Genomic DNA, 25,528 nt, shown 5'->3' on the forward strand with positions numbered 1-25,528 from the left:
GTACAGCTCCGGGCATGGCAGTGGCACGGTGGTCAGGCGGCGCTCGGGAAATCCGGCGACCGAGGCCCGGGTGTTGCGGAACAACACACGCCCCGTACCGTGGCGGTCCAGCAATGCATCCACTATCGCCTTGACGGGCTCATCACCCGCCAGCAGACGGTCCAGCTCATCGCCCAGCCACTGGCGCAGCACCGTTTGCTGATCCGCATTGGGCAAGCCACCGCTGGCCAGTAGCTCCCGTACCGCCGCGTTGACCTGATGATAGCCCTGCTCCTGCTGCCGGAAAGCACCGAAATCATGGAATCGGGCCGGGTCCAGCAGGCGCAGGCGCGCGAAATGACTTTCCTCACCCACCTGCTCAGGCGTCGCCGTCAGCAACAACAAGCCACGAACCCGGGACGCCAGCGATTCCACCATGCTGTATTCCGGGCTTGGCTGTTCGACGCTCCATTTCAGGTGATGGGCCTCATCCACCACCATCAGGTCCCAGTCGGCCGCAGCCACGTCGCGCCGGGCTTTGGTGTGGCCCGTCAGAAAATCGAGGCTGCTGATCACCAGCTGACTATCCTCAAAAGGATTGCCGCTGGCACTGGCGCCGCCCTCATCCGAGTCTTCCGCACCGTATTCGTCGTCCTGCATCATTTCATAGCGGGCACGATCAACAATGGAAAAGCGCAGATTGAACCGGCGCAGCATTTCCACCAGCCATTGATGCACCAGTGAGTCCGGCACCACCACCAACACCCGACGGGCCAGCCCCGCGTGCAACTGATAATGCATGATCAGGCCAGCTTCGATGGTCTTGCCAAGCCCGACCTCGTCCGCCAGCAATACCCGCGGAGCAAAACGCCGGGCCACTTCATGGGCAATATAGAGCTGATGGGGAAGATGCTGGGTACGAGCCCCCAGCAGGCCCTGTACCGAAGATCCCGCCAGCCGGTTCTGATGCTGCAACGTGGCGTAGCGCAACCGGAAGGCTCCGTTGCGATCAAACTGACCGGCAAACAGGCGTTGGTGGGGGGCTGCGAAGCTCACCACACTGGCCAGACGCACTTCAGAAATGACCTGCAGCTGACCATCGGCATCCTCGGCGTGGTAAATCAACACGCCATCGAGATCTTCTACGGCCTGTACGGTAAAGATCTGGCCGTCAAAGGTCTCGATCTGCTCTCCCATCTGGTAGGTAATCCGGGACAGGGGCGCATTGTCGATGGCGTAGGTACGCTCTTCGTCTGCCGCGGGAAACCCCAGGGTTACAGTTCGGCCGGACACATCGGTCACCAGGCCAAGGCCAAGACTGGCATCGGTATGACTAACCCAGCGCTGGCCGGGTGCAAATGCAGATGCTTCCAAGAATCCTCCGGAATGTATTCAATGGTTCAGCCTTGCGAAAGCAGGCAGATAATAGAGGGTGCCGGCAAACGGCACCGTAAAATGCAGTTAAAGGTATCCTACGCCACTCAGCTACGGACGCGCTCAACCGGCAGACCCGAAACGCCTTCCCTGACCCAATAGGCTGTTGCACCACAGACCGCCGCCGGAACCAGCACCAGGTTTACCACCGGTACCATAGCCAACAGCGCCACCGGTAAACCGAAACCGAAGGCGCTGAGCCGGCGATCCCCCAGCCGCTGCCGCAACTGACGAAACGGCAGCTTGTGGTTGTCAGCGGGATAGTCGACATACTGCAGCGCCATCATCCACCCGTTGAACAACAACCAGAGCACCGCCGCAATCAGATTGACCACAGGAATAAGACCAATCAGCAACAGCACAATGGCACGGGGCAGGTAGTAGAGGATTTTCTGAACCTCCCGCCACAGAATGCGGGGTACATCTTTCAATACTGACAACCAGCCCCCGGGCGATTCCGGCTCCTTGCCGGTCAGCAGCGCCTCGGTGCGCTCAGCCAGAAATCCGTAAAAAGGGGACCCGATCAGATTGGCCATCATGACAAAGCCGTAGGCCATCACCAGCAGAATCACCACGCCATACAGCAGCCAGAACAACCAGTCGAGGGCCTGCAACCAGGCCCAGTCAGGCAGCCACGCCATGGCGGCGGCGATCATGGTAGAAAAAAACTGAGCCATCGCCCAGAACAAGGCTGCAAACAGCAGCACATTGATGACCATCGGAATGATCACAAAACGACGCAACCCGGGCTGACGCATCAGCCGGAAACCCTCGCCCAGATAACCAAAACCGGTGAAGACATTTCCTCGTAACATCTGTGCGGACCTTAACAAGCGGACACTTAGGTCCCATGGCAGTCATGGGGCGCAAAGCATATCATGTTGCCAGTTCCACCACAGCCGGACCTGAAATGACTGTAAGACAATTCTCTGATGCCATTCTCAATCACCGCTTACTTTGGCGAGCCGGATTCATGCTCTCGCTGGCGGCGATTGCCTGGCTGGCCTTCACCAGCCAGCCGTACCCGGTGCCGGCATTTACCAGTGACAAACTCAACCACTTTATTGCCTTCACCGAATTGGCGGTGATCATCCGCCTGGGCTGGCCGGCGCTGCACCTGGCCATCCCGTTCCTGACGCTGTTGAGCTTTGGCCTTGCCATTGAACTGGGTCAGGCCATGGTGTCCTACCGACACTTCTCAATGGCAGATCTGGGCGCAGATGTCGCGGGCATCGTCGTGGGGTTTTGCCTTTTCCCGATCATCCGCTACATTCAGGAAAATCCTGCCACAAGCAAGCATTGAGACATCAGCCATTACTCGTGTGCGATATATCCCACAAAAGCGTAAGCCCGGTCTGTAACTTCTCGTAAGCAACAGGGCAATCCGAACTCGAATTTCAAGTAACTGATTGATTAGAAAAGAGGCCATCCCGATGACTCAGTTCCGTCACCGAAAAATAACGTAAGCGTCACACGCGTAAATTTTTCAGCTTGGTATAGTGAGCGTGTCAGGGATGACATGGAAGAGGATGACTCATTGGATGGCCCTCACAGGAATTGGGGGGAAGCATGGATGCAAGGGATTGTCTGCTTAAGGGAAAATTTATTGGATCGCTGGCTAGGAAGCTGGCGCCACGGAGCTGGCCAGGGACTATAAAGCAACAGGATGGTTGCGAACCAACACGGACGTGAAGACCTGTTCCGACAATGAAGGACAACCCGCAAGGGTTGTCCTTTTCTTTTATCAGCGCCTGTTGATCCTTGCCACACCTTCCCCCCGATACAACCGCACCAGATTGAACTCCTCAAACTCATTCAGATCCGGCCAGGTGCGAGCCTCATGGGCTTCCTGTTGCTGGTAGCCCGGTTCCTCCAGGTTCCGCACTCTGGAATCTGCCAACAGGATGACGGGGGCCGCCTGTCGGAATATCTGCAGAAACGGGCGATTGTCGCGGTCGTAGAGCACGTCAGCGGCGGTGATGACGTCAATGCCAGTGCCACGGTCAGACCAGTCGTTGCACAGCGTGACGGTAACGCCATTGAGCTCGGCGTTGGCCCGCGCGGCCATCAGGGCCGTCTCATCCAGATCGCAGGCGATGGCCTCACCGGCACCGGCGAGTGCAGCGGCTACCGCGACGATGCCGGAGCCGCTGCCGAAATCCAGCACACGTTTGCCGCGGACAGATTCCGGATTCGCCAGTATCCAGCGGGCCAGCACCTGACCGCTGGCCCAGCAGAACGACCAGTAGGCCGGCTCCGCCACAACCGCCTGGGCCTCATCATGACTCAGGGGACCTTGCAACACGTCCGGGTCGAACAGATACAGGGCAATACCGGGACAACCGGCCGGGCGGGTGACTGCCAGACGTCCTTTTGCCAGGGTTTGCTGTATGGCACGGTTCAACGCTGCCGGAATTCCGGCGGATTGCTCTGGCAACATAACGGCATCCATTCTGAAGATGTCGGCATTCTATACGCTGCCGCTGGACGCTGCATGCCTGCTCATTCGGTAAACAGCCGGGAATCCGTTATACTGCTGCTCCCAGATAGACACAGCGTCACCCATTTGCTCCTGACACGATGCCGCAATGACCTCCAGACCCGATAGCGCCGACTTTCTTGACCTGTTCCTCCGCGACGTCCCCATGATGGATGTGCGTGCGCCGGTAGAGTATGCCAAAGGCAGTTTCCCCAATGCCATCAATGCCCCGCTGATGAACGATGACGAGCGCCACCGGGTTGGCATCTGCTACAAGGAAAAAGGCCAGGATGAAGCCATCCGCCTGGGCCACCAACTGGTGCAGGGTGACATCAAGGCTGCCCGGATCGAGTCCTGGAGGCGCTTTGCCCTGGAGCATCCGGACGGTTATCTGTTCTGCTTTCGCGGCGGCCTGCGCTCCCGGCTGACCCAGCAATGGCTGAAGGAAGCCGGCATTGAGTACCCGCTGGTGACTGGTGGCTACAAAGCCATGCGCCGGTTTCTCATTGACCAGCTGGACCAGCGTGTCAATGAGGCCCGCTTTGTTATCATCAGTGGACGCACGGGTACCGGTAAAACCCGGGTACTGGGACAGCTGCCCAACCCCGTGGACCTGGAAGGTCTGGCCAATCACCGGGGCTCAAGTTTCGGCCGCCAGGTGACCCCCCAGCCCTCCCAGATAGATTTCGAGAACAGGCTCGCGGTTGCCATGATCCGGGCCACCATAAGTGCGGCGGAATCCGGACAGCCGGTCTACCTGGAGGACGAAAGTCACCTGGTAGGTCGTTGCAGCCTGCCCCAGTCCTTACGAGACCGGATGGCTACTGCTCCCCTGATGGTTCTGGAGCGGACCATGGCTGAACGGGTGAACATTATCCGGGAAGACTACGTAGAACATATGGTGCAGGCCTACCAGCAACGTGACGGCAGTCTCGCCGGCTGGGCCAATTTCGAGGATTACCTGCTCAGCGCCCTGGCCCGGGTCCAGAAGCGACTTGGCGGGGTTCGTTATCAGCACCTGCGGGAACTTATGATTCTTGCCCTGGCCCAGCAACAGGCTTCAGGAGACACCTCCGGGCACAACGACTGGATCGAATCATTGCTTTGTGATTATTATGATCCTATGTACGACTATCAGCTTGCTAACAAGAACGATAGAATTGTGGCCACGGGCCGTCCGGAAGAACTTGTTGGTCGGGCAGAACAATTCAGAGCCTGAACACCTCATAGACGAAAGCAGAACATATCCAGTTATCGGATAGGACCTGTCACAGCCTCAAACCTGGAGTTTTACTATGGAAGATCTCTTTTCCGAAAGCGGAGCCGCTGCCACGCTGATGGAGCAGGCAATCACTCTGACCATGCTCTATGCACCAAAAGTGTTATTGGCCATTGTCACACTGATTATCGGTATGTGGCTCATCAACCGTTTTGTAAACGTGCTTGATAATAAACTGGGCAAGAGAGACCCAACTCTCAATAAATTCCTGTGCGGACTTCTGGGCGCGGTTCTTAAAATATTGTTGTTGATATCGGCCGCCTCGATGATAGGCATCGCCACTACCTCCTTTATTGCCATTATCGGTGCCGCAGGTCTGGCTATCGGCCTGGCTTTGCAGGGCAGCCTGGGCAACTTTGCCGGCGGTGTACTGATTCTCATCTTCAAGCCTTTCAAGGTCGGAGACACCATTGAAGCCCAGGGCTTTCTTGGCTCGGTCGCTGAAATCAGCATTCTTTATACGGTCGTAAATACCTTTGATAACCGCCGTATTGTCATTCCCAATGGCGACCTTTCGAATTCCAGCCTGACCAATCTGAGCGCCTACGCCACACGCCGTTGCGATATGTCGTTTGGCATTGGCTACAGCGATGATATCGACAAGGCCAAGGCCATCTGCAAACGCCTGATCGAAGAGGACGAGCGCTCCCTGATTGAACCCGCACCACTGATCGTTGTGGGCGGCCTGGGCGAAAGCTCGGTGGATCTTACCGTCCGTGCCTGGGTCAATTCGGCTGACCTCTGGCCTTACTACTGGGACATGCAGGAAAAGGTCAAAAAAGCGTTCGATGCGGAAGGCATTACCATTCCGTTCCCCCAGCGCGATGTACATATGTTCAGCGACAAATAAGCCTCTGTGCAAGGTCGCCCCGCCCGGGGCGACCGGCTTTCTTTCACGGCTGACCGGTGCTCTGAGTCACAGACCTGAATCAATTCTTTCTTTTTTCCCGGATCCTTGGCTAAGCTGCAGTTAACGGAGCTGGTCAATGCCTGCCAACAACACTTCCCCCTGGCAACTCCAGCTGGTTTCCGTCGACCTGACAGGAGGCTAACCATGCCAACCAAGCAGTTGAAATCATTCCTTGATCAGTCCGGTGCAGAGTATCTCTGCATGACCCACCCACCTGCCTATACCGCCCAGGAACTTGCCCACCACGGCCACATCGCCGGTGATCGTGTGGCCAAAACCGTGATTATCGAGTTGGACGGCAAAATGGCCATGCTGGTGATGCCGGCCACATGGCGCGTGCACTGGGCCAGATTGAGCCAGGTCCTGGAAACCGACTTTCTTGAGCTGGCGGATGAAATGGAGTTTATGGACCGTTTTCCGGAGTGCGAGGTGGGGGCCATGCCGCCATTCGGCCCCATGTTTGATATGGCAGTGTACTGCTCCGAAGCCCTGACCCGTCAGCCCGACATCGTCTTCGCCGCAGGCAGTCATACCGAGTCCATTCATATGGCGACCAGGGACTTCCTGCTTCTGGCCCGCCCCATCATTATTAACCAGGGTTTCATCCGTCCTGGCACCCGCAAGCCGGCATGGATGGCCCGTACCGCGAAAAAAATCCCGCAGCCGGAATTCCGGGACACCCTCACAGAGACCTATCAGGACAATCCGGAACCCGCCGACAGCTGGGAACTGGCAGGCTACTGATCACTGCCCGGGCCTTGCCAGCCCGGCCTGAGTGCGTAAACTGAAGGCCTCAGACAGAGGCCCAGTTATGACGCAACGCTTCGATTTTCTGGTGGTTGGTGCCGGCATGGTCGGTGCGGCCATCGCCAATGGCCTTGGCCGCCAAGGCCATACGGTAGCATTGATTGACCAGGCACACGCCCCGGAGTTCACTTCCGACAGCGACCCGGATCTCCGGGTTTCCGCCCTCAGCGCCGGCAGTGAGCGCTATCTGCGGGAATTGGGCGCCTGGCCTGCCATCCGCAACATGCGCGCCATGCCCTACACCCGGCTGGCGGTGTGGGAAGGCGGCGAACACCCTGTGCGTCGACTGTTGCCTGCAACTTTCGCCAGAACCACCTTCAGCGCTCCGGATCTGGGTACCAGCCACCTTGGTCACATCGTGGAGAACCAGGTCACCCAGAAAGCCCTGTGGGATCTGGCCCTCGCCTGTCCGGCGATTACCCTGTTTGAAGGCACCAGCGTCAGCGCCATCGTTACCGGTCCGGAACAGGCCACCGTGACCCTGGCGAACGGCACAACCCTCGAGACGCGGCTGGTTATCGGTGCCGACGGCGCCCAGTCCCGGGTGCGTGAGCTGGCCGGTATCGGTGTTACCCGTGACCAGTACGCGCAGCAGGCTCTGGTGGCCAGCGTGCGATACCGGGGTAAGGTTCAGGACATTACCTGGCAAGCGTTTCATGCCTCCGGTCCCCGTGCGTTTCTGCCACTGCATTCCGCCACCGAACAGCACCCGGGCGAATGCTGGGCCTCGCTGGTCTGGTATGACGCTCCGGATGTTCTGAACCGCCTGAAGTCACTGCCGGAAGCGGACTTCATCAACGAGATCCACAAGGCGTTCCCGGAGGAACTGCCGAAGTTGACCGCGGTAGCCGCAAGGGCCAGCTTTCCTATTGCCCGCCAGCACGCGCAACGTTACTTCCTTGACCGGGTGGTACTGGCGGGGGACTCGGCCCATACCATCAATCCGCTGGCCGGCCAGGGGGTCAATCTGGGTTTCCAGGACGCTGCCTGCCTGCAAGGATTGCTGGACGAAGCCCGCCGCACCGGGCAGGATCCGGCCAGTCCGGACCTGTTGGCCCGTTACGAACACCAGCGCCGGCCCGCCAACCGACGGATGATGCTGGCCATGGATCTGTTCTACCACCTGTTCAGCAACCGCCTGCCGCCCCTGTATCTGGCCCGCAATCTCGGTCTGGGTCTGGCTCAGGGCGTGCCTTTTGCCCGTAACCGGGTGGCCCGTTATGCCATGGGGATCGACGAAGGTCTGCCGGCGCCACTTGAAGCACTGTTGAAACGGGTACCCGGATGGAGAACAGTTCCGGGCCAGCGCTGAATGAAATCCCTGGCCGCAGCCATCGCTTTGAGACAACAACATCAACCAGAAGGATTCCGACATGGCAGAAACCATTTTCACCAAGATCATCAACCGGGAAATTCCGGCGGACATTGTCTATGAGGACGATATCAGCCTGGCTTTTCGGGACATCAACCCCCAGGCGCCGGTGCACCTGCTGATCATTCCCAGGAAAGAAATCGCCACCATCAATGACATTGGCGAGCAGGACCGGGAACTGGTGGGGCACCTGTATTACGTGGCAGCCAAACTCGCCGCTGACATGGGCTTTGCGGATGACGGCTATCGGGTAGTAATGAACTGCGGGGAGAACGCCGGTCAGACCGTGTTCCATATTCATCTGCACCTGCTGGCGGGCAAGCCGCTGGGCTGGCCTCCCTATACTGACAGGATGAAGCAGGCGTAATCGGGGAAGCGTTTGCTGGCCAGGTGAATGCCCCGGCCAGCCGATAGTCACCGACCTACAATCTTCTCGGCTTCCTCTACGGGCGTGTGACGAACATCCTCACCCTCCACCATGTAGATCACGTTCTCGGCAATGTTGCAGGCGTGGTCGCCAATACGCTCCAGGGCACGCAGTACCCACATCACCGACATACACCGTGAGATGTTGCGGGCGTCTTCCATCATGAAGGTCAACAGGGCGCGGGCCGCGGCCTGATATTCCTCATCCACCCGCTTGTCTTCCTTCATGATTCGCAACGCCTGCTCGGCGTCCAGCCGGGAGAAGGCATCCAGCGCCTCTCGCAACATCGAGGTGACGTGATTACCAATATGGCGCACTTCCACGTACCCACGGGGCGCCTGACCTTCATCCGACAGGTTGATGGCAAACTTGGCGATTTTCTTCGCCTCATCACCCACCCGTTCCAGGTCTGCAACCATCTTGATGACCGAAATCACCAGACGGAGGTCCCGGGCAGCGGGCTGACGACGGGCGATCACCCGGGTCGCCTCTTCGTCCAGATCTTTCTCCATCTTGTCGACAACCTTGTCACGGGCACGGATCTCATCGGCCCCGTAGCTGTCGCCATCAATCAGCGCATCCACAGCATCCCGGGTCTGTTGTTCGACCAGGCCGCCCATCTTGAGAAAATCATTTTTCAGTTGTGCCAGGTCATCGTTGAACTGGTGGGAGATGTGATCTCCATACATATCTTCTTTCTTGGTAGGCATTCTCTGCTCCTCGCTCACGGGACCCGGTTAACCGAACCGACCGGTAATATAGGACTCGGTCAGTTCATGCTCTGGCGCGGTGAACACCTTGTCGGTTTCATTGACTTCCACCAGATGCCCCAGGTGAAAATAGGCCGTGCGATGGGAGACCCGGGCCGCCTGCTGCATGGAGTGGGTGACGATCACAATGGTATAGCTTTCGGACATCTCCGCGATCAGCTCTTCCACCCGAGCAGTAGCAATCGGATCCAGGGCTGAACAGGGCTCATCCATCAGGATGACTTCCGGGCTCACGGCAATGGCACGGGCAATACACAGACGTTGCTGCTGACCACCGGACATTCCGGTTGCGCTTGCGTCGAGACGGTCTTTGACTTCGTTCCAGAGCCCGGCCTTTCGTAAGCTTTTCTCGACAATTTCGTCGAGTTCAGATTTTCGGTTAGCCAGACCGTGAATTTTCGGACCATAGGCCACGTTGTCATAGATGGACTTCGGAAACGGGTTCGGCTTCTGAAATACCATTCCAACCCGAGCACGCAGCTCCACCACATCTCTGTTAGAGGCGTAAATGTCCTCATCATCCAGCATCAGCTGGCCCTTGATGCGGCAGATTTCGATGCTGTCGTTCATCCGGTTGAGGCAGCGCAGGAATGTCGACTTACCACAGCCGGAGGGGCCAATAAACGAAATGACCTCGTTGCGGGCAATATCCAGGCTGATGTTCTTGATGGCCCTGTCGTTGCCGTAGGACACGTCAACGTTACGCAGCTTGTATTTGGGGTCGTCTGCAAACGGTTTGCCTACCGTCTTCCCTTCTTCGATTACCGTATCCTCGGGCTTTTGGTCAACCACAGGGGCCACCAGCTCGCTTTGCTGTCGCGCATCGGCTTCCGCTGAAATAGCTGGACTCACAGTGTTCATCTCAATCTCCTTACCAGCGACGCTCAAGCCGCTTGCGCAGCCAGATTGCCAGGGCATTCATACTCATCAGGAAGGTCAGCAACACCATAATGGCTGCCGACGCACGTTCAATAAAGGCCAGCTCCGGGCTGCCCGCCCACAGGAAGACCTGTACCGGCAAGACCGTGGCGGCATCAAAAAAGCCCTCAGGAACCTCAACAATAAAGGCCACCATGCCAATCAGCAACAAAGGGGCCGTTTCGCCGAGCGCCTGAGCCATGCCAATGATCGAGCCGGTCAACATTCCGGGCATAGCCAGAGGTAGTACATGATGTAATACGACCTGCATTTTGGAAGCACCAATTCCTTCAGCCGCTTCCCTCACTGAGGGCGGGACACTCTTGATAGCCGCGCGACTCGAAATAATGATGGTCGGCAAGGTCATCAGCGTGAGTACCAGACCACCGACAAAGGGCACCGAGCGGGGCAAGCCAAAGAGGTTGATGAACACCGCGAGACCCAGCAGACCAAAGATGATGGAAGGAACCGCCGCGAGGTTGTTGATATTCACCTCGATAAAGTCTGTCAATTTGTTCTTGGGTGCGAATTCTTCCAGATAGATTGCGGCGGCCACGCCGATGGGAAACGACAGGGCCAGTGTAATAAACATCACCAGAAGCGAGCCAACGATGGCCCCAAGCACACCCGCTCGCGCCGGGTCGCGGGAATCGCCGCTGGTGAAAAAGACGTCGTTAAAGCTGGTTTCGACGATCCCTCTTTCGCGTAATTCGTCCACCCAGGCCTGCTGCTGATCCGTCAGTTTAATGGAGTAAGCTTCATTACCCTGGTGCTTGGCATAGACATCAACGTTACTGTGGGCCAGGAAAGTAATGGTCCGGGTGGTACCCATCCAGTCCGGGTTTGCAACCAGTTCGTCACGTAGCTGGTTTGACGCGTAGGGATTGATCAGCCGCCGAAGCGCATCCCGGTCGTCTTCGGTGGCATCCGGAAGCGTTTCCATAAGGCTGACAATCAGCGGCTCCACGAAGTCCGCCATGCGAACCTCGTCCGGATTGGTCGGGTCATCCAGGTACATCGTGACCGGATCCATCCGGACATCCAGAGTTATCGTGGTCTTAAGGAACCCGGTATGCCCCTTGCCGACAATGTCAGCAAACAGAATCACCAGAGCACCCAGTGCTATGGCAATGGCGAGAATGCCATAGGCCCGGAAGCGACGTTCCTTGCGATAACGCCTTTTGAGTGAGCGGCGGACGAGTTCCGCCTGTGCCGTGCGATCAGTCATACTGTTCCCGATATTTGCGGACAATCTTGAGAGCAACAACGTTAAGCAGCAGGGTCACGATAAACAGCATCGCACCCAGCGCAAACGCTGCGAGTGTCTTGGGACTATCAAACTCCTGGTCACCGATCAGCAGTGTCACGATCTGGACGGTAACGGTTGTAACCGTTTCCAGCGGGTTGCCGGTCAGGTTAGCGGCAAGGCCCGCCGCCATGACCACGATCATGGTTTCACCGATGGCACGGGAAGCCGCCAGCAATATACCGCCCATAATGCCGGGCAAGGCTGCCGGGAAAATCACTTTTTTCATGGTCTCGGACTGGGTAGCGCCCAATGCCAGTGAGCCATCTCGCAGAGTCTGGGGCACAGCGTTTATGACATCGTCAGAGAGTGAAGACACAAAGGGAATGATCATCACCCCCATGACCAGCCCGGCCGCCAGGGCGCTCTGGGAAGAAGCATTCAGGCCTATGGTATTTGCGAAATCCGATATAAACGGCGCAACCGTGAGGGCCGCAAAAAATCCGTAAACCACCGTTGGTACGCCGGCGAGCATTTCCAGCATGGGCTTGACGACACTCCGGACCCGCTTGTTGGCGTACTCCGAAAGGTAAATGGCGGAGAAAAGCCCGACCGGCACCGCCACCAGCAAGGCAATCGCGGAGATCAGCAAGGTTCCGGTAAACAGAGGAATCATACCGAAAGCACCCTCAGAACCGACCTGATCTGCTCTGAGGGCTACCTGTGGACTCCAGCTTGTGCCAAAAAAGAATTCGGTAAAAGGAACCATTCCGAAAAAACGGATGGTTTCAAAAATAACGGAGAAAACAATGCCGACCGTGGTCAGAATCGCGAGACCGGCACAGGAGAAAAAGAACCAGCGCAGCGTTCGTTCGACCTGCTCTCTGGCATTCAGTCGCGGCTGTATCCGATACCAACCGACGAAGCCTGCAAGCACCGCTATGGAAAGCACCAGTAACGACATGTAGGTTTTACTGGTCTGTTCCAGCACCTGAAGGCGCTCCGCCGCGTTGGCCAGAGGCTGCTCAACAAACCCTGCGGGCAGGGCACCACTGGCCACGTTGCGGATTTTCGACATCAGCAGGCTGGACTCCCCGATGGTATTCGGGATCAGTTCAGCCGGCAAAGCCCCCAGGATAAGCAACTGTATGACTTTGCTTTCAAACGATGCCCAGAGTGCCAGAACGATCAGCGCCGGAATGCCGCACCACATGGCCGCACGAACGCCATAGTACCCTGGCAGCGACTTGAGGTGCCTGATACCGCCCAGTGGTGCAGCGAGCGCCCGGGATCGGAAATAACCCAGTACGTAGGCGACACCGATAAGCGCCAGGGTGATGAATAACAGATTCGCGGGTTGCATGATATTTCCTGTCTGCGACTACGGGATCGTTGCGAATTCTACGCTTACAAATCACTGATTTCACACTTGTGGGTCTGAAAGCAGCAAAGAGTGCAAGCCATCGAAACGGCTCGCACTCTCATTTAACCAGTGAGCGGTTGTTACTTGAGCTCACTCATGGTCAGGTTAGGCATTGCTTCCAGTTTCTTCTGCAGAGCCATCAGGCCGTCACGGGTCGGCACGATCAGGCCAACATCCTTCAGGTAGCCATTCGGGCCCATGGCACCCGGGCTGACGAACTCAGAGGTGTATTCCACGATGCCAGGTACCACGCCGATGTGTGCCTTCTTGACGTAGAAGAACATGGAGCGGGCAACCGGGTACTTGTCCTGAGCAATCAGTTCTGCTTCAGGCGCAACACCGTTCAGCTTGGCAGCCTGCAGACGATCGGCATTCTCCTCCAGGAAGCTGTAACCGAATACACCGTACATGGAGGTGTCACCGATCAACTTCTGAACGATCAGGTTGTCGTTTTCGCCCGCTTCGATAAAGGCGCCATCCTCCCGGATGCTCTCGCAAACCGCGCTATGCTCATCTTCGCTCAGCTCAGCGGCTTCGGGAAGCGCGTCGCAGCCAGCAGCCAGTGCCAGTTCATTGAACGAATCACGGGTACCGGATGTAGGAGGCGGACCCATTACGCGGATCGGCTTGTTCGGCAGACTGGAATCTACATCACTCCAGTTCTTGTTAGGGTTCATAACCCACTTGCCATCTACCGGCACTTTTTCACCCAGCGCCAGGAACAGCTGTTCCAGAGTCAGATCCATCGGCTCGGCCTCTCTGGAGCTGGCAATCACGATGCCATCAGAACCGATCCGGAACTCAGTAATCTCTTCAACTCCGTTGCTGGCGCAAAGCTCAAGCTCGGACGGCTTGATGCGACGGGAAGCGTTGGTGATGTCCGGGTGGTTGGTACCAATGCCCTGGCAGAAAATCTTCAGACCACCGCCGGAACCGGTAGACTCGAGCTTCGGAGTCGGGAAATCGCTGTTGGCACCGAAACGCTCTGCCACGACAGTAGCGAACGGGTAAACCGTGGAAGAGCCCACGATGTTGATGGTGTCACGAGCCATCGCAGGGGCAGAAACAGCAGCAATACTGCCTGCCAGAGCGATGGTTGCAAATGCAGCTTTCAGTTTCATCACGTTGAGTCTCCATCGGGTTTATTGGATTCGGGTTAGCCGATGGTTGGCAGATTACGATTCCTCTGTGACAGCTTTGTTACATCCGTTGAAATTATTTTCAGTTGTTCCGGAATTTTGCTTGCACCCAAACTGGCGATGACTAACATGCTCAGCAAATAACCATTCCAAAAAAAGACAGGTAGCGCTCCATGACTGATCTCGACGACAACAAGCCGTCCCCGAAAGGAGAACTGGTGCTCCAGGTAGTTCCCCTGCCCGCCGACACCAATGCCAATGGCGATATTTATGCCGGCTGGCTGGTTCAGCAGATGGACACGGCCGCAGCCACCATGGCCGGGCGCATTTCCCGGGGCCGCAGCTCAACCGTTGCCATCGACCGTATGGAGTTTCTGTCGCCGCTGAGAATTGGCGCCCAGGTAGGCTGCTATTGCGAGCTGGTGGATATCGGTCGTAGCTCCATGAAAATAAACGTCGAAGTCTGGACCCGCGATCGTCACGCCATGAACTCGCGCAAGGTTACTGAAGGCCTGTTTATTTACGTCGCCATTGATGAGCATGGCCGGATCCGCGAAGTGCCGGAGCAGTAAGCCGGCACGTCTATCCCCGAAATCACCGCCCCTCGCATTACACGATCGTATTGGTCGCGCCTTCAACTGTTGTGGTCTGATTACCTGAGCAGATACGTATCTGTTCGGGTGGCAACCTCCTGTCCAGTATCTGCCCCTGTGACGAGCCTTCACTGGCCGCCCGGGTAATCCATACAGCCACACGTCCGTTATCAGACAGAGGGAACCGGTCATGTCCGGATTGCAGGCAATATCAAATCCCAGATCGCTGAGGAAAACCACTAACACTGAACAGGTAAACGCCCTGGCCAGCTACCTTTCGGCCTATCTTTGCCTGTGCGAAGTAGAGCTTTCGCCATCTATTGAACTTCAGGTTATTGCTGTAGCTGAATCCACACTGGAAGCCCACCCGTGGCCTGGAGCCGACGTCAGCACAGGCACGCTTCCGCCGGCGGCGATTCAACAGGGCCTGGCGACACTCAGCCGGCAGTTCGCGCTGCCCGCCATTCCTGAACGGCCGGTGCCACCGCCTTTCAAACGCAGCAGTATCGGCTACGGTCATTATGGCTGACCCGGTCAACAGGCAGGCAGATTGGCGCCGTGTGGCCCGGGGGCGGCGATCGGGGCTCACCCTGCTGGTCCTCGGGCAGTCGGCGCTGGCGCTCCTTGCCTTGCTGCAATTACTGTCCGTGAAGCAGATCACGGCCACGGAGTACTTCCTGGGCCTGGTATTTTTCCTGCTTTTTGCCTGGATTTCCCTCGGTTTCTGGACCGCCCTGATGGGCTTTTTCCTGCGTCGCCGTGGTGGTGACCGCTTCAGCCTGCTGAACCGCTATCAACCGAGTGACCTGGCCAGCACAGCGCTGGCACGTACCGCCATAGTAATGCCGATCTGCAACGAACCGGTGCAGCGCACATTTCAGGGCCTGGCAGCAACCTACCGGGACCTGCAGCGCAGCGGTCAGCTGGATAAGTTCGATTTTTACCTGTTGTCAGACAGCCGGAACCCGGAGGTATGGCTAGAAGAGCAGGCCGCCTGGCTGTCCCTTTGCGAGGAACTGGGGGCGCAAAATCGTCTGTTTTACCGCCGCCGCAAGGTTAACCTGAATTTTAAAAGTGGCAATGTTGCGGACTTTCTGCGGCGCTGGGGCCGCCACTATACCTATATGGTAGTGCTGGACGCCGACAGCCTGATGGCAGGAAACACCCTGCTGACCATGGTCAGACTGATGCAAAGGGAGCCCGGCGTGGGCATCCTTCAGACCAGCCCGACCGTGGTTCGTGCCCGCACGCTGTTTGCCCGCCTGCAACAGTTTGCCAGCCAGGTGTACAGTCCGCTGTACACCGCAGGTCTTGCAGCCATTCAGATGGGCGACGCCAGCTTCTGGGGACACAATGCCATCATCCGGATTGAGCCCTTCATAAAGCATTGCGGACTACGCAAACTAACCGGCCGTGGGCTGTTCAGCGGCCCCATCATCAGTCACGATTTTGTGGAAGCGGCCTATATGGGCCGTGCCGGTTACGAGGTCTGGCTTGAACCGGGTCTGGGTGGCAGTCATGAAGAGTCGCCACCTACGCTGGAAGACGAACTGAACCGCGACAAACGCTGGGCCAGGGGTAACCTGCAGCATCTCGCAGTCATGCTGCTGGCCCCCCGTTTGCGCCTTGCCCACCGGCTGGCTTTTCTGAACGGCATCATGACGTATCTGGTTGCGCCCCTGTGGCTGGCCTTTCTCGTCCTGACCACGATGCTGGCACTGCAACCGGCGGTGGTGGCAGTTGGTGTGGATGGCCTGGATGGCATTGCAACAGCCATTCCCACCTACTCCCTGCTCTGGCAGGACGCCACGCATCCCTATCTGGGAGGCATCCTGCTTTTAACCACCGCGCTGCTATTATTTGCGCCTCGCGGTCTGGCCATAGCCGATGTAGTACTGACGGGTACCACCAGCCGCTTCGGCGGCTTCGCCAGACTGTATTCCGGCGTGCTGGCCGAAACCGTCGTAGCCATGGCCCTGGCGCCGCTGCGAATGTTCGCCCACTCCCGGTTTGTGGTGGCCGCCGTGATGAACCTGAATCTGACCTGGGGCGGACAGAATCGCAGCAGCGACTCAGGCTGGCGCCAGTCCTGGCGCTGGCATTATCCGGGACTGATCACCGGCATCCTGTGCGTCACCCTGGCGGCCTGGCACAGCCCGGTGCTGTTTTTCTGGTCCCTGCCGGTGGCGATTCCGTTGATCCTTGCCGTTCCGGTGTCGGTCTGGCTGGGCCGGACCAGCAGCGGCAACGCCATGGCGCGCCGGGGATTGCTGACCGTTGCAGTCGAGCAGATGGCCCACGATGCCGACGCCGGGGCAGCAACCCGGACATCGGTGGCGCTGTTACTGGATGCCGAGCCCCGCAAAGGGGCCAGCCAGAATCCGATTCACGGCCTCACCGCCTTCGAGCAGGCTGTCGTCATCCCCCGTCTGAACCGGATGCACCAGCAACAGGCTCGTCTGCCCCGGGCAGGACTGCGACACCTGAGCCTCGCACGCTGGTGTCAGCTCTGTCTGCAGCACGGCCCGAAAGCGCTGGAACAGCATCAGCTCAGCCAGCTGGTCAATGATCGTCAGTCACTGGACTGGCTGCACCGGGCAGCCTGGTCGTCGCAGCCAGACAGCTACTGGGGGCAACGTATTGCTCTGACAGTAGCCGCATGTGTCGGGCACCCCCTCACCTTCGGATCGGCACCGTCCTCAGCCGCCATCCGTCAACCCTTGAGCAGCTGATATGGATCGACGCTCCCTGCTAAAGCTGACGGCAGCCATCAGCCTCTACAGCGCGGGCTGGCCCCTCGTGGCAACCGCCAGCAACCGTCCTGACACTCCAAACAAGTTTGATTTCCGGTGGCTGGAACAACAGGCTGAAGCCCTTGCGGCCAGGGCCTACCACTCCGGCAACAGCCGTCTGCCCAAAAGCGTCGAAACCCTGTCATGGGATGATTACCAGCAACTCCGGTTTGATCCGGCCAGGGCCCTGTGGGCCGACCACAACAGCCGCTTTCGGGCTCAGTTCTTTCATCTTGGTCTGTACTTCAAAAAACCGGTCCGTCTGCATGAGGTAGTAAACGGACAGGCCCGCGAACTTGCCTATAATCCCGATCATTTCAGGTACCGTGGTGAACAACCCCTGGAAAACTTGCCCGATGATCTGGGCTATGCCGGTTTCCGCCTGCATTTTCACAATGATTTCCACCGCGACATGGTGGCTTTTCTGGGCGCCAGTTATTTCAGAGCCGTCGGCGAGACCATGCAGTATGGACTTTCTGCCCGCGGTCTGGCGGTGGACACGGGCCTGAGCCGGCCGGAAGAGTTCCCCGACTTCACCGAATTCTGGCTTGAGCGTCCCGATGAAAGCAGCGGACGGCTGCGAGTCTACGCGCTGCTGGACTCACCCAGCATTTCAGGTGCCTACCGCTTTGATATCGAGCCGGGTACCGACACTGTGATGGACGTCACCGCCACTCTCTTCCCTCGCAAGGAGATCGAACGGATCGGTATTGCCCCGCTCACTTCCATGTACCAGATGGGGGAAAACGACCGCCGCATGGCCAACGACTGGCGGCCGGAGATTCACGACTCAGACGGCCTGGCGTTATGGACCGGCAGCGGAGAGTGGATCTGGCGCCCGCTGGTGAATCCGCAACGGGTCATGGTGAACAGCTTCAGCGACAACAACCCCCGCGGCTTTGGTCTGCTGCAGCGTGACCGCAACTTCAATCATTATCAGGACGACGGGGTCTTCTACGAGCAACGCCCCGGCCTGTGGGTAGAACCTGGTGAGGACTGGGGCACGGGCGTGGTGATGCTGGTGGAAATCCCCACGGTGGATGAAACCTTCGACAACATTGTGGCCTTCTGGAATCCTGAGCGACCGCTGCCTCCCGGTCAGGCCCACCGCCTGTCCTATCGCCTTACCTGGGGCAACACCCCACCGGCAACTCCGGAACTGGCAACCACACGGGCTACCCGCACCGGCATTGGCGGTGTCGTGGGCCAACCACGGAATTACTTTTCCTGGCGCTTTGCGGTGGACTTTGCCGGTGGTGCCCTGGCGGCACTGGCCGAAGATGCCCCGGTGGAGGCAGTGATCAGCGCCAGCCGTGGCAATGTGGAAATCACCTCGGCGCGGCCGCTGGACGCCATCAACGGCTACCGGGCCATGTTTGACCTGGTGCCGGATGCGTCTGAGGCGCCGATCGATTTGCGGCTATATCTGAGGCTCGCCGGCGAGGCGCTGACAGAAACCTGGCTGTATCAGTACACACCCCCGCCCCTGAATGAGCGATCCGATGACTCCGGTGTTTAGCTGGCTGAAGCCGTTTCTGGTTCTGAACCTGCTGCTGGTGGCGCTTATGCTGCCGCGCTTTCCCGCGATGCCCTGGATCGCGCTGGAAGCCCTGCTGCTGGTGTGGTTCCTGTGGTTGCTTCCTACGGCGCGGTTACGACGCATTGCGATTGCAATTGCAGCCTTGCTGTTTGCTCTGCTGGCCCTTATCGCCGCAGGTGAGACCCTGATTCGCCAGAGCCTCGGCCGATCATTCAATATTTATCTTGAATGGGGTCTGCTGGCTCCCGGCTTCAACCTGATGTCCAGCAACCTGGGCCTGACGGCGGCTACTGTCCTGGCCTTCGTGGCCGTTACCACACTTGCCGGGCTGGTCTGGCTATTCTGTCGGGTGCTTGCCCATCCCGGGCTACTGACTCACCGCCCGCGGAAGCGGTCCTGGATTCTGGCGATTCCGGTGGTGGCGCTGTTGCTGACCTGGCTGCCCCAGACTCCGGTGGCACCCACGGCCAGCGCGATGATTGCGCAACAATGGTCGCTGGCACGGGCAACCCACGTCTCCAATCAGGAATTTCAGCAACATATTCGCCGCCAGCTCCATGAAAACCGAGCTTTTGCCGGCCAGGCCGCGCCCCTGCCGGGCCTTGAACAGCAGGACGTCCTGATGGGGTTTATCGAGTCCTATGGCCTGTCCGCGCTCACCGATGATCGCTACCGCCCGGTCATCGAGCCCCGGCTGGAAACCATGGCCCGGGCATTCGAGGCGGCAGGCCTGCATGTGGTCAGCGGCCGCCTGCAGTCGCCGATTCAGGGTGGCCAGTCATGGCTGGGCCACGCCTCGGTGCTCAGCGGACTCTGGGTCGCCAATCAGCTGGACTACGAAGTGCTGCTCAACAGTGGCTACCCGACCCTGATTGATGATTTACAGCTTACCGGGCATCAGGCCATTGCCGTAATGCCGGCCATTACCATGAACTGGCCCGAAGGCCGCTTGCTGGGTTACGACCGGATCTTCGATGCCCACACCATGGATTATCAGGGCCCGGAACTTAACTGGGTCACCATGCCGGATCAGTACACCTGGTCCTGGTTCGAGAAGCGGATACGCACAGGGAAAGAACAGCCGTTGTTCGCCGAGTTGTCGCTGATCAGCAGCCATGCGCCCTGGGTCCCGATACTGCCGGTGCTGGACGACTGGAATATCATCGGCGACGGTGAAGTCTTTATGGAATGGAAAGGTGCCGGAGAAACCCCCGCCAGCCTGTGGCAGGATCATGACCGGGTGCGGGAGCACTACGCCATGGCCATCGACTACGCCCTTGCGGTGGCCACTGATTATGCGGTGCGCCATGTTGACCACAACACCCTGCTGATCCTGCTGGGGGACCACCAGCCTGCCCCCCTGATCACCGGAGAGGATGCCAGCCGGGACGTGATCGTACACGTCATCAGTGCCAACCCCACGCTGCTGGAACCCTTTGTCTCCCGAATGGGCGGGCTGCCCTCGTTCCGCCGTGGCACCCTGCCGGACACCACCACCGCCGGCGCCCGGATGGACGCACTGCGGCCGTTTCTGCATCAGCATTTTGGCGGGTGATCATTGGCTGCGCTAATACGAGACGGTCAAGCCCGCTGAGTCCGATTGCCCCGGCTCAGTGACCACAGCCCCAGAACCGGACCCGGAACCAGCAGCAGGACAACCCAGTGTCCCAGCAGCCCCCATAATCCGCTGGTCAACCAGATGGCCGGCAAGGTCAGGCTGAAGCCGATCGCATTCATGACCGCCAGGGATGAACCCACCGATTCCCGGGGTGCGGACTCCGCCGCCAGTGCCGAAAACTGCGGCGAGTCTGCAATCACCGCGACACCCCAGACAAACAGCAAAGCGATCAACAACAGCGGCGACAACCCGCTGAGCAAGGGATACACCAGGCAGATGCCGCCGGAGATCGCCAGTGCCCGCCAGGCCACCCATTCACTGCCCCTGGTGCGACTGAGTCTACCGCCACCAACGCAGCCCACAGCGCCAATGCCAATGATCGCGAAAGCCAACCAGGGAATGAATCCGTCGCCGGCATCCAGGCGCTGCAGCTCGCGGCCAAGCAACAGGGGAGTCAGCGTCCAGAAAGCATAGAGCTCCCACATATGGCCAAAATAGCCCCCTGCCACGGCCCGAAACCGGGGGATTTGTAGCGCCGCCAGACCCTGGCGTAAAGGAACCGCGCCACCGCTTTTAGGCAAATAGGGCCCGTCACCCAGCACAAACACCATGGCTGCGCCGACAAGCGCCAACACCGAAGCCACCAGCAACGGCCACTCCCAGGGCAGCCCAAGGGTTGCGCCCCGCATCAGGTGGGGTAATGCGGTACCCAGGGTCAACATCCCCACCAGCCAGGCCAGAGCGACTCCGGAGTATTTCGGGGTCCAGGCAATCACCAGTTTCATGCCCAGCGGATAGATACCCGCAAGGCACAGACCGGTGGCGAACCGCAGCAGCAAATCCAGGGGCGCAAACGCTGCAACGAGAACAAAGCCGCCATTGAAGACTGCCCCCAACAGGCTGGATACAGCAAAGATTCTGCTGGCGCCGAAGCGGTCGGCCAATCCGGTCACGGCGAGTGTCAGAGTTCCAACGATAAAGCCGGTCTGAACCGCCAGCGTCAGGCGGCCCATATCGGCTTCCTGAAGCCCCAGCTCTCCGGCGAGGGAGAGCCACACGCCGTTCACACTGAACCACAGCGATGTGCCAAACAGTTGTGCAAGGACGATAATCGGCAGCGGGTAACGACGCAGCAGCTCAATCATTAGTGTTGTCTTACTGGCTGGAATATTCCGCCAGACTATACCGCAACCTCTCCTGTCCACCCATGCTGTTTTCGTTGCTCAGGTGTCGGCCGCTGCTGGCACCGTTACCGCAGTTCTGTCTGGCAGCATCATCGATAGCAGAGCGGCCGTGGCCACCAATCCGGCCGATATCCACAAGCAGGCCTCCAGGCCGTAAACCTGGTACACCCAACCCGACAGGATTGTACCCAGCAAACGCCCGGCGGCGTTGGACATATAGTAGAAGCCCACGTCCAGTGACACCCCGTCGCCCCGGGCAAAGCTGACAATCAGGTAACTGTGCAGGGTTGAATTGATGGCAAACAGCACACCGAACAACAGCAAGCCACCAACCACCACGATCTCGGGCGACCAACCCGCCATCAGGCTACCGGCAATCGCTGCGGGCACCAGCGCCAGCACGGCCGCCCATAGCACCACTGGCCGCTTGCCTTCCATTTTGCCGGTAATCCGCGGCGCTATGGTCTGGATAAAGCCATAGCCGATGATCCAGCTGGCCATAAAGCCACCCACCTGCCAGTGATCCCAGCCGAAGACCGTGTGCAGATAAACCGGCAACGCCACCACAAACCACACATCCCGAGCCCCGAACAGGAACATCCGTGCTGCGGACAGCACATTGATGGCGCGGCTTTTGGACAGAATGTCGGTAAACTTCGGCTTGGCCTTGCTCTTGCCCAGCTCCTGCTTCAGCAGGAACAGGCTGGCCAGCCACACCAGGCCCAGAGCCGCCGCCATGATCACCACCGCACCCTTGAAACCCGCCGTCATCAACAGGACGCCGCCGAGGAAAAAGCCCACGCCCTTTAAGGTATTCTTGGAGCCGGTCAGTATCGCCACCCACTTGTACAGGGTACCCTGCTGTTCGTCCGGCACCAGCAACTTGATGCCGCTCTTGGCGGACATCTTGTTCAGGTCCTTGGCGATGCCGGACAGGGCCTGGGCGATCATCACCCAGACCACCGTCAGCATGGCCGCCGGTACCGCCAGCATGGCCAGCGCCACAATCTGCAGGAACAGCCCGATGTTCATGGTGAGGTTCAGGCCCATACGGGCACCCAGGTAACCGCCCACCAGGTTGGTGACCACCCCGAAGAACTCGTAGAACACGAACAACAGGGCAATTTCCAGCGGCGAATAGCCCAGCTGGTTGAAATGCAGCACTACCAGCATCCGCAGGGCCCCATCCGTCAGGGTGAAAGCCCAGTAATTGCCGGTGATGACCAGGTACTGTCGGATGGCAGCGGTCATGTCAGGCGAGGCCTACCCTGCGCGCCAGCTCGGCGGTGCGGTTGGCGTAGCCCCATTCGTTGTCGTACCAGGCGTAGATTTTCACCTGGGTGCCGTTGACCACCAGGGTGGACAGGGCATCGACAATGGAGGAGCGAGGGTCAGTCTTGTAGTCGATGGACACCAGCGGACGCTCTTCGTAGCCCAGAATGCCCTTGAGTTCGCCCTCGGCGGCTTCCCTCAGCAACTGATTGACAGTATCCCGATCGGTCGGCGTCTCCACTTCAAACACGCAATCGGTCAGCGAGGCATTGGTCAGCGGTACCCGCACCGCGTGGCCATCCAGCCGCCCTTTCAGTTCCGGGAAAATCTCGATAATGGCCGTGGCCGAGCCGGTACTGGTGGGAATCAGGGAACTGCCACAGGCCCGGGCCCGGCGCAGATCCTTGTGGGGCGCATCGAGAATGGTCTGGGTATTGGTGAGGCTGTGGATAGTGGTGATGGAGCCGTGTTTGATGCCCAGCTTCTCATGAATCACCTTGACCACCGGGGCCAGACAGTTAGTGGTGCAGGAGGCGGCCGTAACGATGCGGTCGTTGGCCGGATCGAAAATGTGGTCGTTGACACCCAGGACGATATTCTTCGCACCTTTTTCTTTCACCGGCGCGGTGACAACCACTCGCTTGACGCCCTGATCCAGGTAACCCTGCAGTACTTCCACGGTCTTCATCTTGCCGCTGGCTTCGATGACCAGGTGGCAGCCTGACCAGTCGGTTTCGCCAATGGTCTTGTTGCGGGTGACCCGGAGCCGCTGGCCCTCGATCATCACGTCGTCGCCTTCCACTCCGGCTTCGTGGTTCCAGCGGCCATGCACGCTGTCGAAGTTCAGCAGGTGCGCCATAGTGACAGCATCCGCCCCCGGGTCATTGATGGCGACGAACTCCAATTCCGGCCACTCCCAGGCGGCCCGCAACGCCAGACGACCGATGCGGCCGAATCCATTAATTCCGACTTTGATTGTGCTCATCTCATGCTCCCTAAAAGGTTCTTGAACCAGTCTTTCAAGCTTAGCTCAAAGCAGTCTTACCGCTGGTCTGTCGGTCATGGCGTGCAGCCGCTCCGTTTCCTGTTTTACCAGCCCGGTATGACTGTCTGATGTTTCATCGAGCACCCGGATCAGCCACTGTGGTAACTGGGGATGAAGAAAATAATAGATCCACTGGCCCTGCCGCTCCGTTTCCAGAAGTCCCGTTTCTTTCAGACTCGCCAGGTGCCGGCTCACTTTGGGTTGTGACGAATCAAGCGCGGTGGTCAGCTCATAGACGCACAGTTTTTTCTGATCACGGATCAACATCAGTATGGCCAGTCGTAACTCATCGCCCAGCGCCCGGAAAATGGCCACTGGATTGTAGTCCTTTGGTTTCATGCCCGTTTCCTTCTGGTGCACCAGGGTAAACAGCCCCAGACGCTCCTTCAGCTCTTTCAGCGTCAGGGCAAAAGTCAGATGACGGTTACTGGGCACCGGGTCGGGGAAATCCCAGGCGATCTGCTGAGCCGGTTCGCAGACGGCGCCACATTCGTTGGCGGCCTTTTCGCACAGGGTTATCACGTAATCCCACTGCTCCGCCTGCAGGTCCGCCAGCTGTTTGCTGTGCAGGGCCCCGGTGGCAATGCCCGCCTCCTCCAACACCTGCAATGCCATGGGGTGGGGCCGGGTTGGCTCGGTACCCGCGCTGGCGACTTCAAAACGGTCTCCCGCCATATCTCTCAAAAGGGCTTCCGCCATCAGGGAGCGGGCGCTGTTGGCCGTACAGACAAACAAAACGCGACGTTTCATATCTGTTTTTCCGTATATATTTATATTTGCATATCTGGAAACTCGAATCCTAGTGCGAGTCTGGGTTAAAGTAAACTCCCGAATGAGCAAAAATAATGCTGAAGGACAGATACAATCATTCGCTGCGTCCTTTCGGTCGCTCGTTCGTCTATCAACAAATCTCTGCTCCGGGCGACTGGAAAGAGATGAAGACGCATCAAAAAGCGACAATCAACATTCCCTGCAAGAGGTAGGTCATGACTAGCAATGCAGACGTTACGCCGGCGGAAAACACCAGTGGAGGCATGGATCTGTTCGGCCGGTATCTGTCGGTCTGGGTGGCTCTGGCCATTGTCGCCGGCGTGGCTTTGGGTCAGTTCGCGCCTGCCATTCCAGAGACCCTCTCACGGTTCGAGTACGCCCAGGTTTCCATCCCGGTCGCCATTCTGATCTGGGCCATGATCTTTCCGATGATGGCCCAGATCGATTTCAGCGCGGTGGTAGGCGTCCGAAAGGAACCCAAAGGACTGGCCATTACCACCACCGTGAACTGGCTGATCAAACCGTTCACC

23 protein-coding genes and 1 pseudogene are annotated in these 25,528 nt (G+C 58.6%); 12 read left to right on the forward strand and 12 right to left on the reverse strand.

The features are described from left to right. Positions 1-1,353: RNA polymerase-associated protein RapA (gene rapA, locus AAC035_RS03555; RefSeq protein WP_339799996.1), on the reverse strand; the 1,353-nt coding region annotated here is incomplete at its 3' end. Positions 1,354-1,460: 107 nt separating this feature from the next. Continuing rightward, positions 1,461-2,228: a sulfate transporter CysZ gene (cysZ, locus tag AAC035_RS03560; RefSeq protein ID WP_339799999.1), complete on the reverse strand. Its 768-nt coding sequence runs from the start codon at positions 2,226-2,228 to the stop codon at positions 1,461-1,463. A gap of 95 nt (positions 2,229-2,323) precedes the next feature. On the opposite strand from cysZ, the gene AAC035_RS03565 reads away from it, so the two are divergent. Continuing rightward, positions 2,324-2,716 carry a VanZ family protein gene (locus AAC035_RS03565; protein WP_339800001.1) on the forward strand — a complete coding sequence of 131 codons (393 nt, stop codon included), beginning with the start codon at positions 2,324-2,326 and terminating at the stop codon, positions 2,714-2,716. 441 nt (positions 2,717-3,157) lie between these two features. Here the strand turns inward: AAC035_RS03565 and AAC035_RS03570 are convergent, their stop codons facing one another. Further along, complete coding sequence (locus AAC035_RS03570; protein WP_339800002.1) at positions 3,158-3,853, reverse strand: 50S ribosomal protein L11 methyltransferase; 696 nt, start codon at positions 3,851-3,853, stop codon at positions 3,158-3,160. A 148-nt stretch (positions 3,854-4,001) separates the two neighbouring features. Here AAC035_RS03570 and mnmH point away from each other — a divergent pair, with 148 nt between their 5' ends. From mnmH to AAC035_RS03595, 5 genes are all read left to right on the forward strand, one after another. Continuing rightward, complete coding sequence (gene mnmH / locus AAC035_RS03575; protein WP_339800004.1) at positions 4,002-5,111, forward strand: tRNA 2-selenouridine(34) synthase MnmH; 1,110 nt, start codon at positions 4,002-4,004, stop codon at positions 5,109-5,111. Positions 5,112-5,187: 76 nt separating this feature from the next. Then, the gene (locus AAC035_RS03580; RefSeq protein ID WP_339800007.1) at positions 5,188-6,021 is read left to right on the forward strand and encodes a mechanosensitive ion channel domain-containing protein; all 834 of its coding nucleotides are present in this window, start codon (positions 5,188-5,190) and stop codon (positions 6,019-6,021) included. Between the two features lie 204 nt (positions 6,022-6,225). After that, the gene (locus AAC035_RS03585) at positions 6,226-6,825 is read left to right on the forward strand and encodes a YbaK/EbsC family protein (protein ID WP_339800009.1); all 600 of its coding nucleotides are present in this window, start codon (positions 6,226-6,228) and stop codon (positions 6,823-6,825) included. Positions 6,826-6,892: 67 nt separating this feature from the next. Further along, on the forward strand, positions 6,893-8,200 hold the full coding sequence (locus AAC035_RS03590; RefSeq protein WP_339800012.1) for an FAD-dependent monooxygenase: 1,308 nt from the start codon (positions 6,893-6,895) through the stop codon (positions 8,198-8,200). 61 nt (positions 8,201-8,261) lie between these two features. Next, on the forward strand, positions 8,262-8,627 hold the full coding sequence (locus AAC035_RS03595) for a histidine triad nucleotide-binding protein (RefSeq protein WP_339800014.1): 366 nt from the start codon (positions 8,262-8,264) through the stop codon (positions 8,625-8,627). Positions 8,628-8,674: 47 nt separating this feature from the next. Here the strand turns inward: AAC035_RS03595 and phoU are convergent, their stop codons facing one another. The 5 genes from phoU to AAC035_RS03620 form a co-directional block, all read right to left on the reverse strand. Beyond that, on the reverse strand, positions 8,675-9,397 hold the full coding sequence (gene phoU / locus AAC035_RS03600) for a phosphate signaling complex protein PhoU (RefSeq protein ID WP_339800017.1): 723 nt from the start codon (positions 9,395-9,397) through the stop codon (positions 8,675-8,677). A 27-nt stretch (positions 9,398-9,424) separates the two neighbouring features. Continuing rightward, entirely contained in the window at positions 9,425-10,318 is an 894-nt protein-coding gene (gene pstB, locus AAC035_RS03605) for a phosphate ABC transporter ATP-binding protein PstB (protein ID WP_339800019.1), read from the reverse strand. 10 nt (positions 10,319-10,328) lie between these two features. Then, positions 10,329-11,603, reverse strand: a complete 1,275-nt coding sequence (gene pstA / locus AAC035_RS03610; protein WP_339800022.1) for a phosphate ABC transporter permease PstA — start codon at positions 11,601-11,603, stop codon at positions 10,329-10,331. Continuing rightward, on the reverse strand, positions 11,596-12,984 hold the full coding sequence (gene pstC / locus AAC035_RS03615) for a phosphate ABC transporter permease subunit PstC (RefSeq protein ID WP_339800025.1): 1,389 nt from the start codon (positions 12,982-12,984) through the stop codon (positions 11,596-11,598). The genes pstA and pstC overlap by 8 nt, the downstream gene beginning before the upstream one ends. Positions 12,985-13,124: 140 nt before the next feature. Further along, the gene (locus AAC035_RS03620) at positions 13,125-14,165 is read right to left on the reverse strand and encodes a substrate-binding domain-containing protein (protein ID WP_339800049.1); all 1,041 of its coding nucleotides are present in this window, start codon (positions 14,163-14,165) and stop codon (positions 13,125-13,127) included. A 191-nt stretch (positions 14,166-14,356) separates the two neighbouring features. Here AAC035_RS03620 and AAC035_RS03625 point away from each other — a divergent pair, with 191 nt between their 5' ends. The 5 genes from AAC035_RS03625 (at position 14,357) to AAC035_RS03645 (ending at position 20,663) form a co-directional block, all read left to right on the forward strand. After that, entirely contained in the window at positions 14,357-14,755 is a 399-nt protein-coding gene (locus AAC035_RS03625) for an acyl-CoA thioesterase (RefSeq protein ID WP_339800028.1), read from the forward strand. A gap of 211 nt (positions 14,756-14,966) precedes the next feature. Beyond that, positions 14,967-15,305, forward strand: a complete 339-nt coding sequence (locus AAC035_RS03630; protein ID WP_339800031.1) for a hypothetical protein — start codon at positions 14,967-14,969, stop codon at positions 15,303-15,305. Further along, positions 15,298-17,508: a glucans biosynthesis glucosyltransferase MdoH gene (gene mdoH / locus AAC035_RS03635; RefSeq protein WP_339800033.1), complete on the forward strand. Its 2,211-nt coding sequence runs from the start codon at positions 15,298-15,300 to the stop codon at positions 17,506-17,508. The genes AAC035_RS03630 and mdoH overlap by 8 nt, the downstream gene beginning before the upstream one ends. A 1-nt stretch (position 17,509) precedes the next feature. Continuing rightward, positions 17,510-19,087 (forward strand): glucan biosynthesis protein D, encoded by a 1,578-nt coding sequence (locus AAC035_RS03640; RefSeq protein ID WP_339800036.1) that lies wholly within the window; start codon positions 17,510-17,512, stop codon positions 19,085-19,087. Further along, positions 19,071-20,663 carry a hypothetical protein gene (locus AAC035_RS03645; RefSeq protein WP_339800038.1) on the forward strand — a complete coding sequence of 531 codons (1,593 nt, stop codon included), beginning with the start codon at positions 19,071-19,073 and terminating at the stop codon, positions 20,661-20,663. The genes AAC035_RS03640 and AAC035_RS03645 overlap by 17 nt, the downstream gene beginning before the upstream one ends. Before the next feature lie 26 nt (positions 20,664-20,689). Here AAC035_RS03645 and AAC035_RS03650 read toward each other — a convergent pair whose 3' ends face one another. The 4 genes from AAC035_RS03650 to AAC035_RS03665 all read right to left on the reverse strand — a co-directional run bounded on the left by AAC035_RS03650 (position 20,690) and on the right by AAC035_RS03665 (position 24,977). Further along, entirely contained in the window at positions 20,690-21,871 is a 1,182-nt protein-coding gene (locus AAC035_RS03650; protein ID WP_339800041.1) for an MFS transporter, read from the reverse strand. A 78-nt stretch (positions 21,872-21,949) separates the two neighbouring features. Further along, on the reverse strand, positions 21,950-23,161 hold the full coding sequence (gene arsJ / locus AAC035_RS03655) for an organoarsenical effux MFS transporter ArsJ (protein ID WP_339800043.1): 1,212 nt from the start codon (positions 23,159-23,161) through the stop codon (positions 21,950-21,952). A 1-nt stretch (position 23,162) separates the two neighbouring features. Beyond that, positions 23,163-24,167, reverse strand: coding sequence for an ArsJ-associated glyceraldehyde-3-phosphate dehydrogenase (locus AAC035_RS03660; RefSeq protein WP_339800044.1), 1,005 nt, complete (start codon positions 24,165-24,167; stop codon positions 23,163-23,165). A gap of 45 nt (positions 24,168-24,212) precedes the next feature. Beyond that, complete coding sequence (locus AAC035_RS03665; RefSeq protein ID WP_339800047.1) at positions 24,213-24,977, reverse strand: metalloregulator ArsR/SmtB family transcription factor; 765 nt, start codon at positions 24,975-24,977, stop codon at positions 24,213-24,215. 236 nt (positions 24,978-25,213) lie between these two features. On the opposite strand from AAC035_RS03665, the pseudogene AAC035_RS03670 reads away from it, so the two are divergent. Beyond that, a pseudogene (locus tag AAC035_RS03670) lies at positions 25,214-25,528 on the forward strand (arsenical-resistance protein); the annotation flags it as partial.

The organism is uncultured Marinobacter sp., assembly GCF_963974375.1.
GTDB lineage: Bacteria > Pseudomonadota > Gammaproteobacteria > Pseudomonadales > Oleiphilaceae > Marinobacter.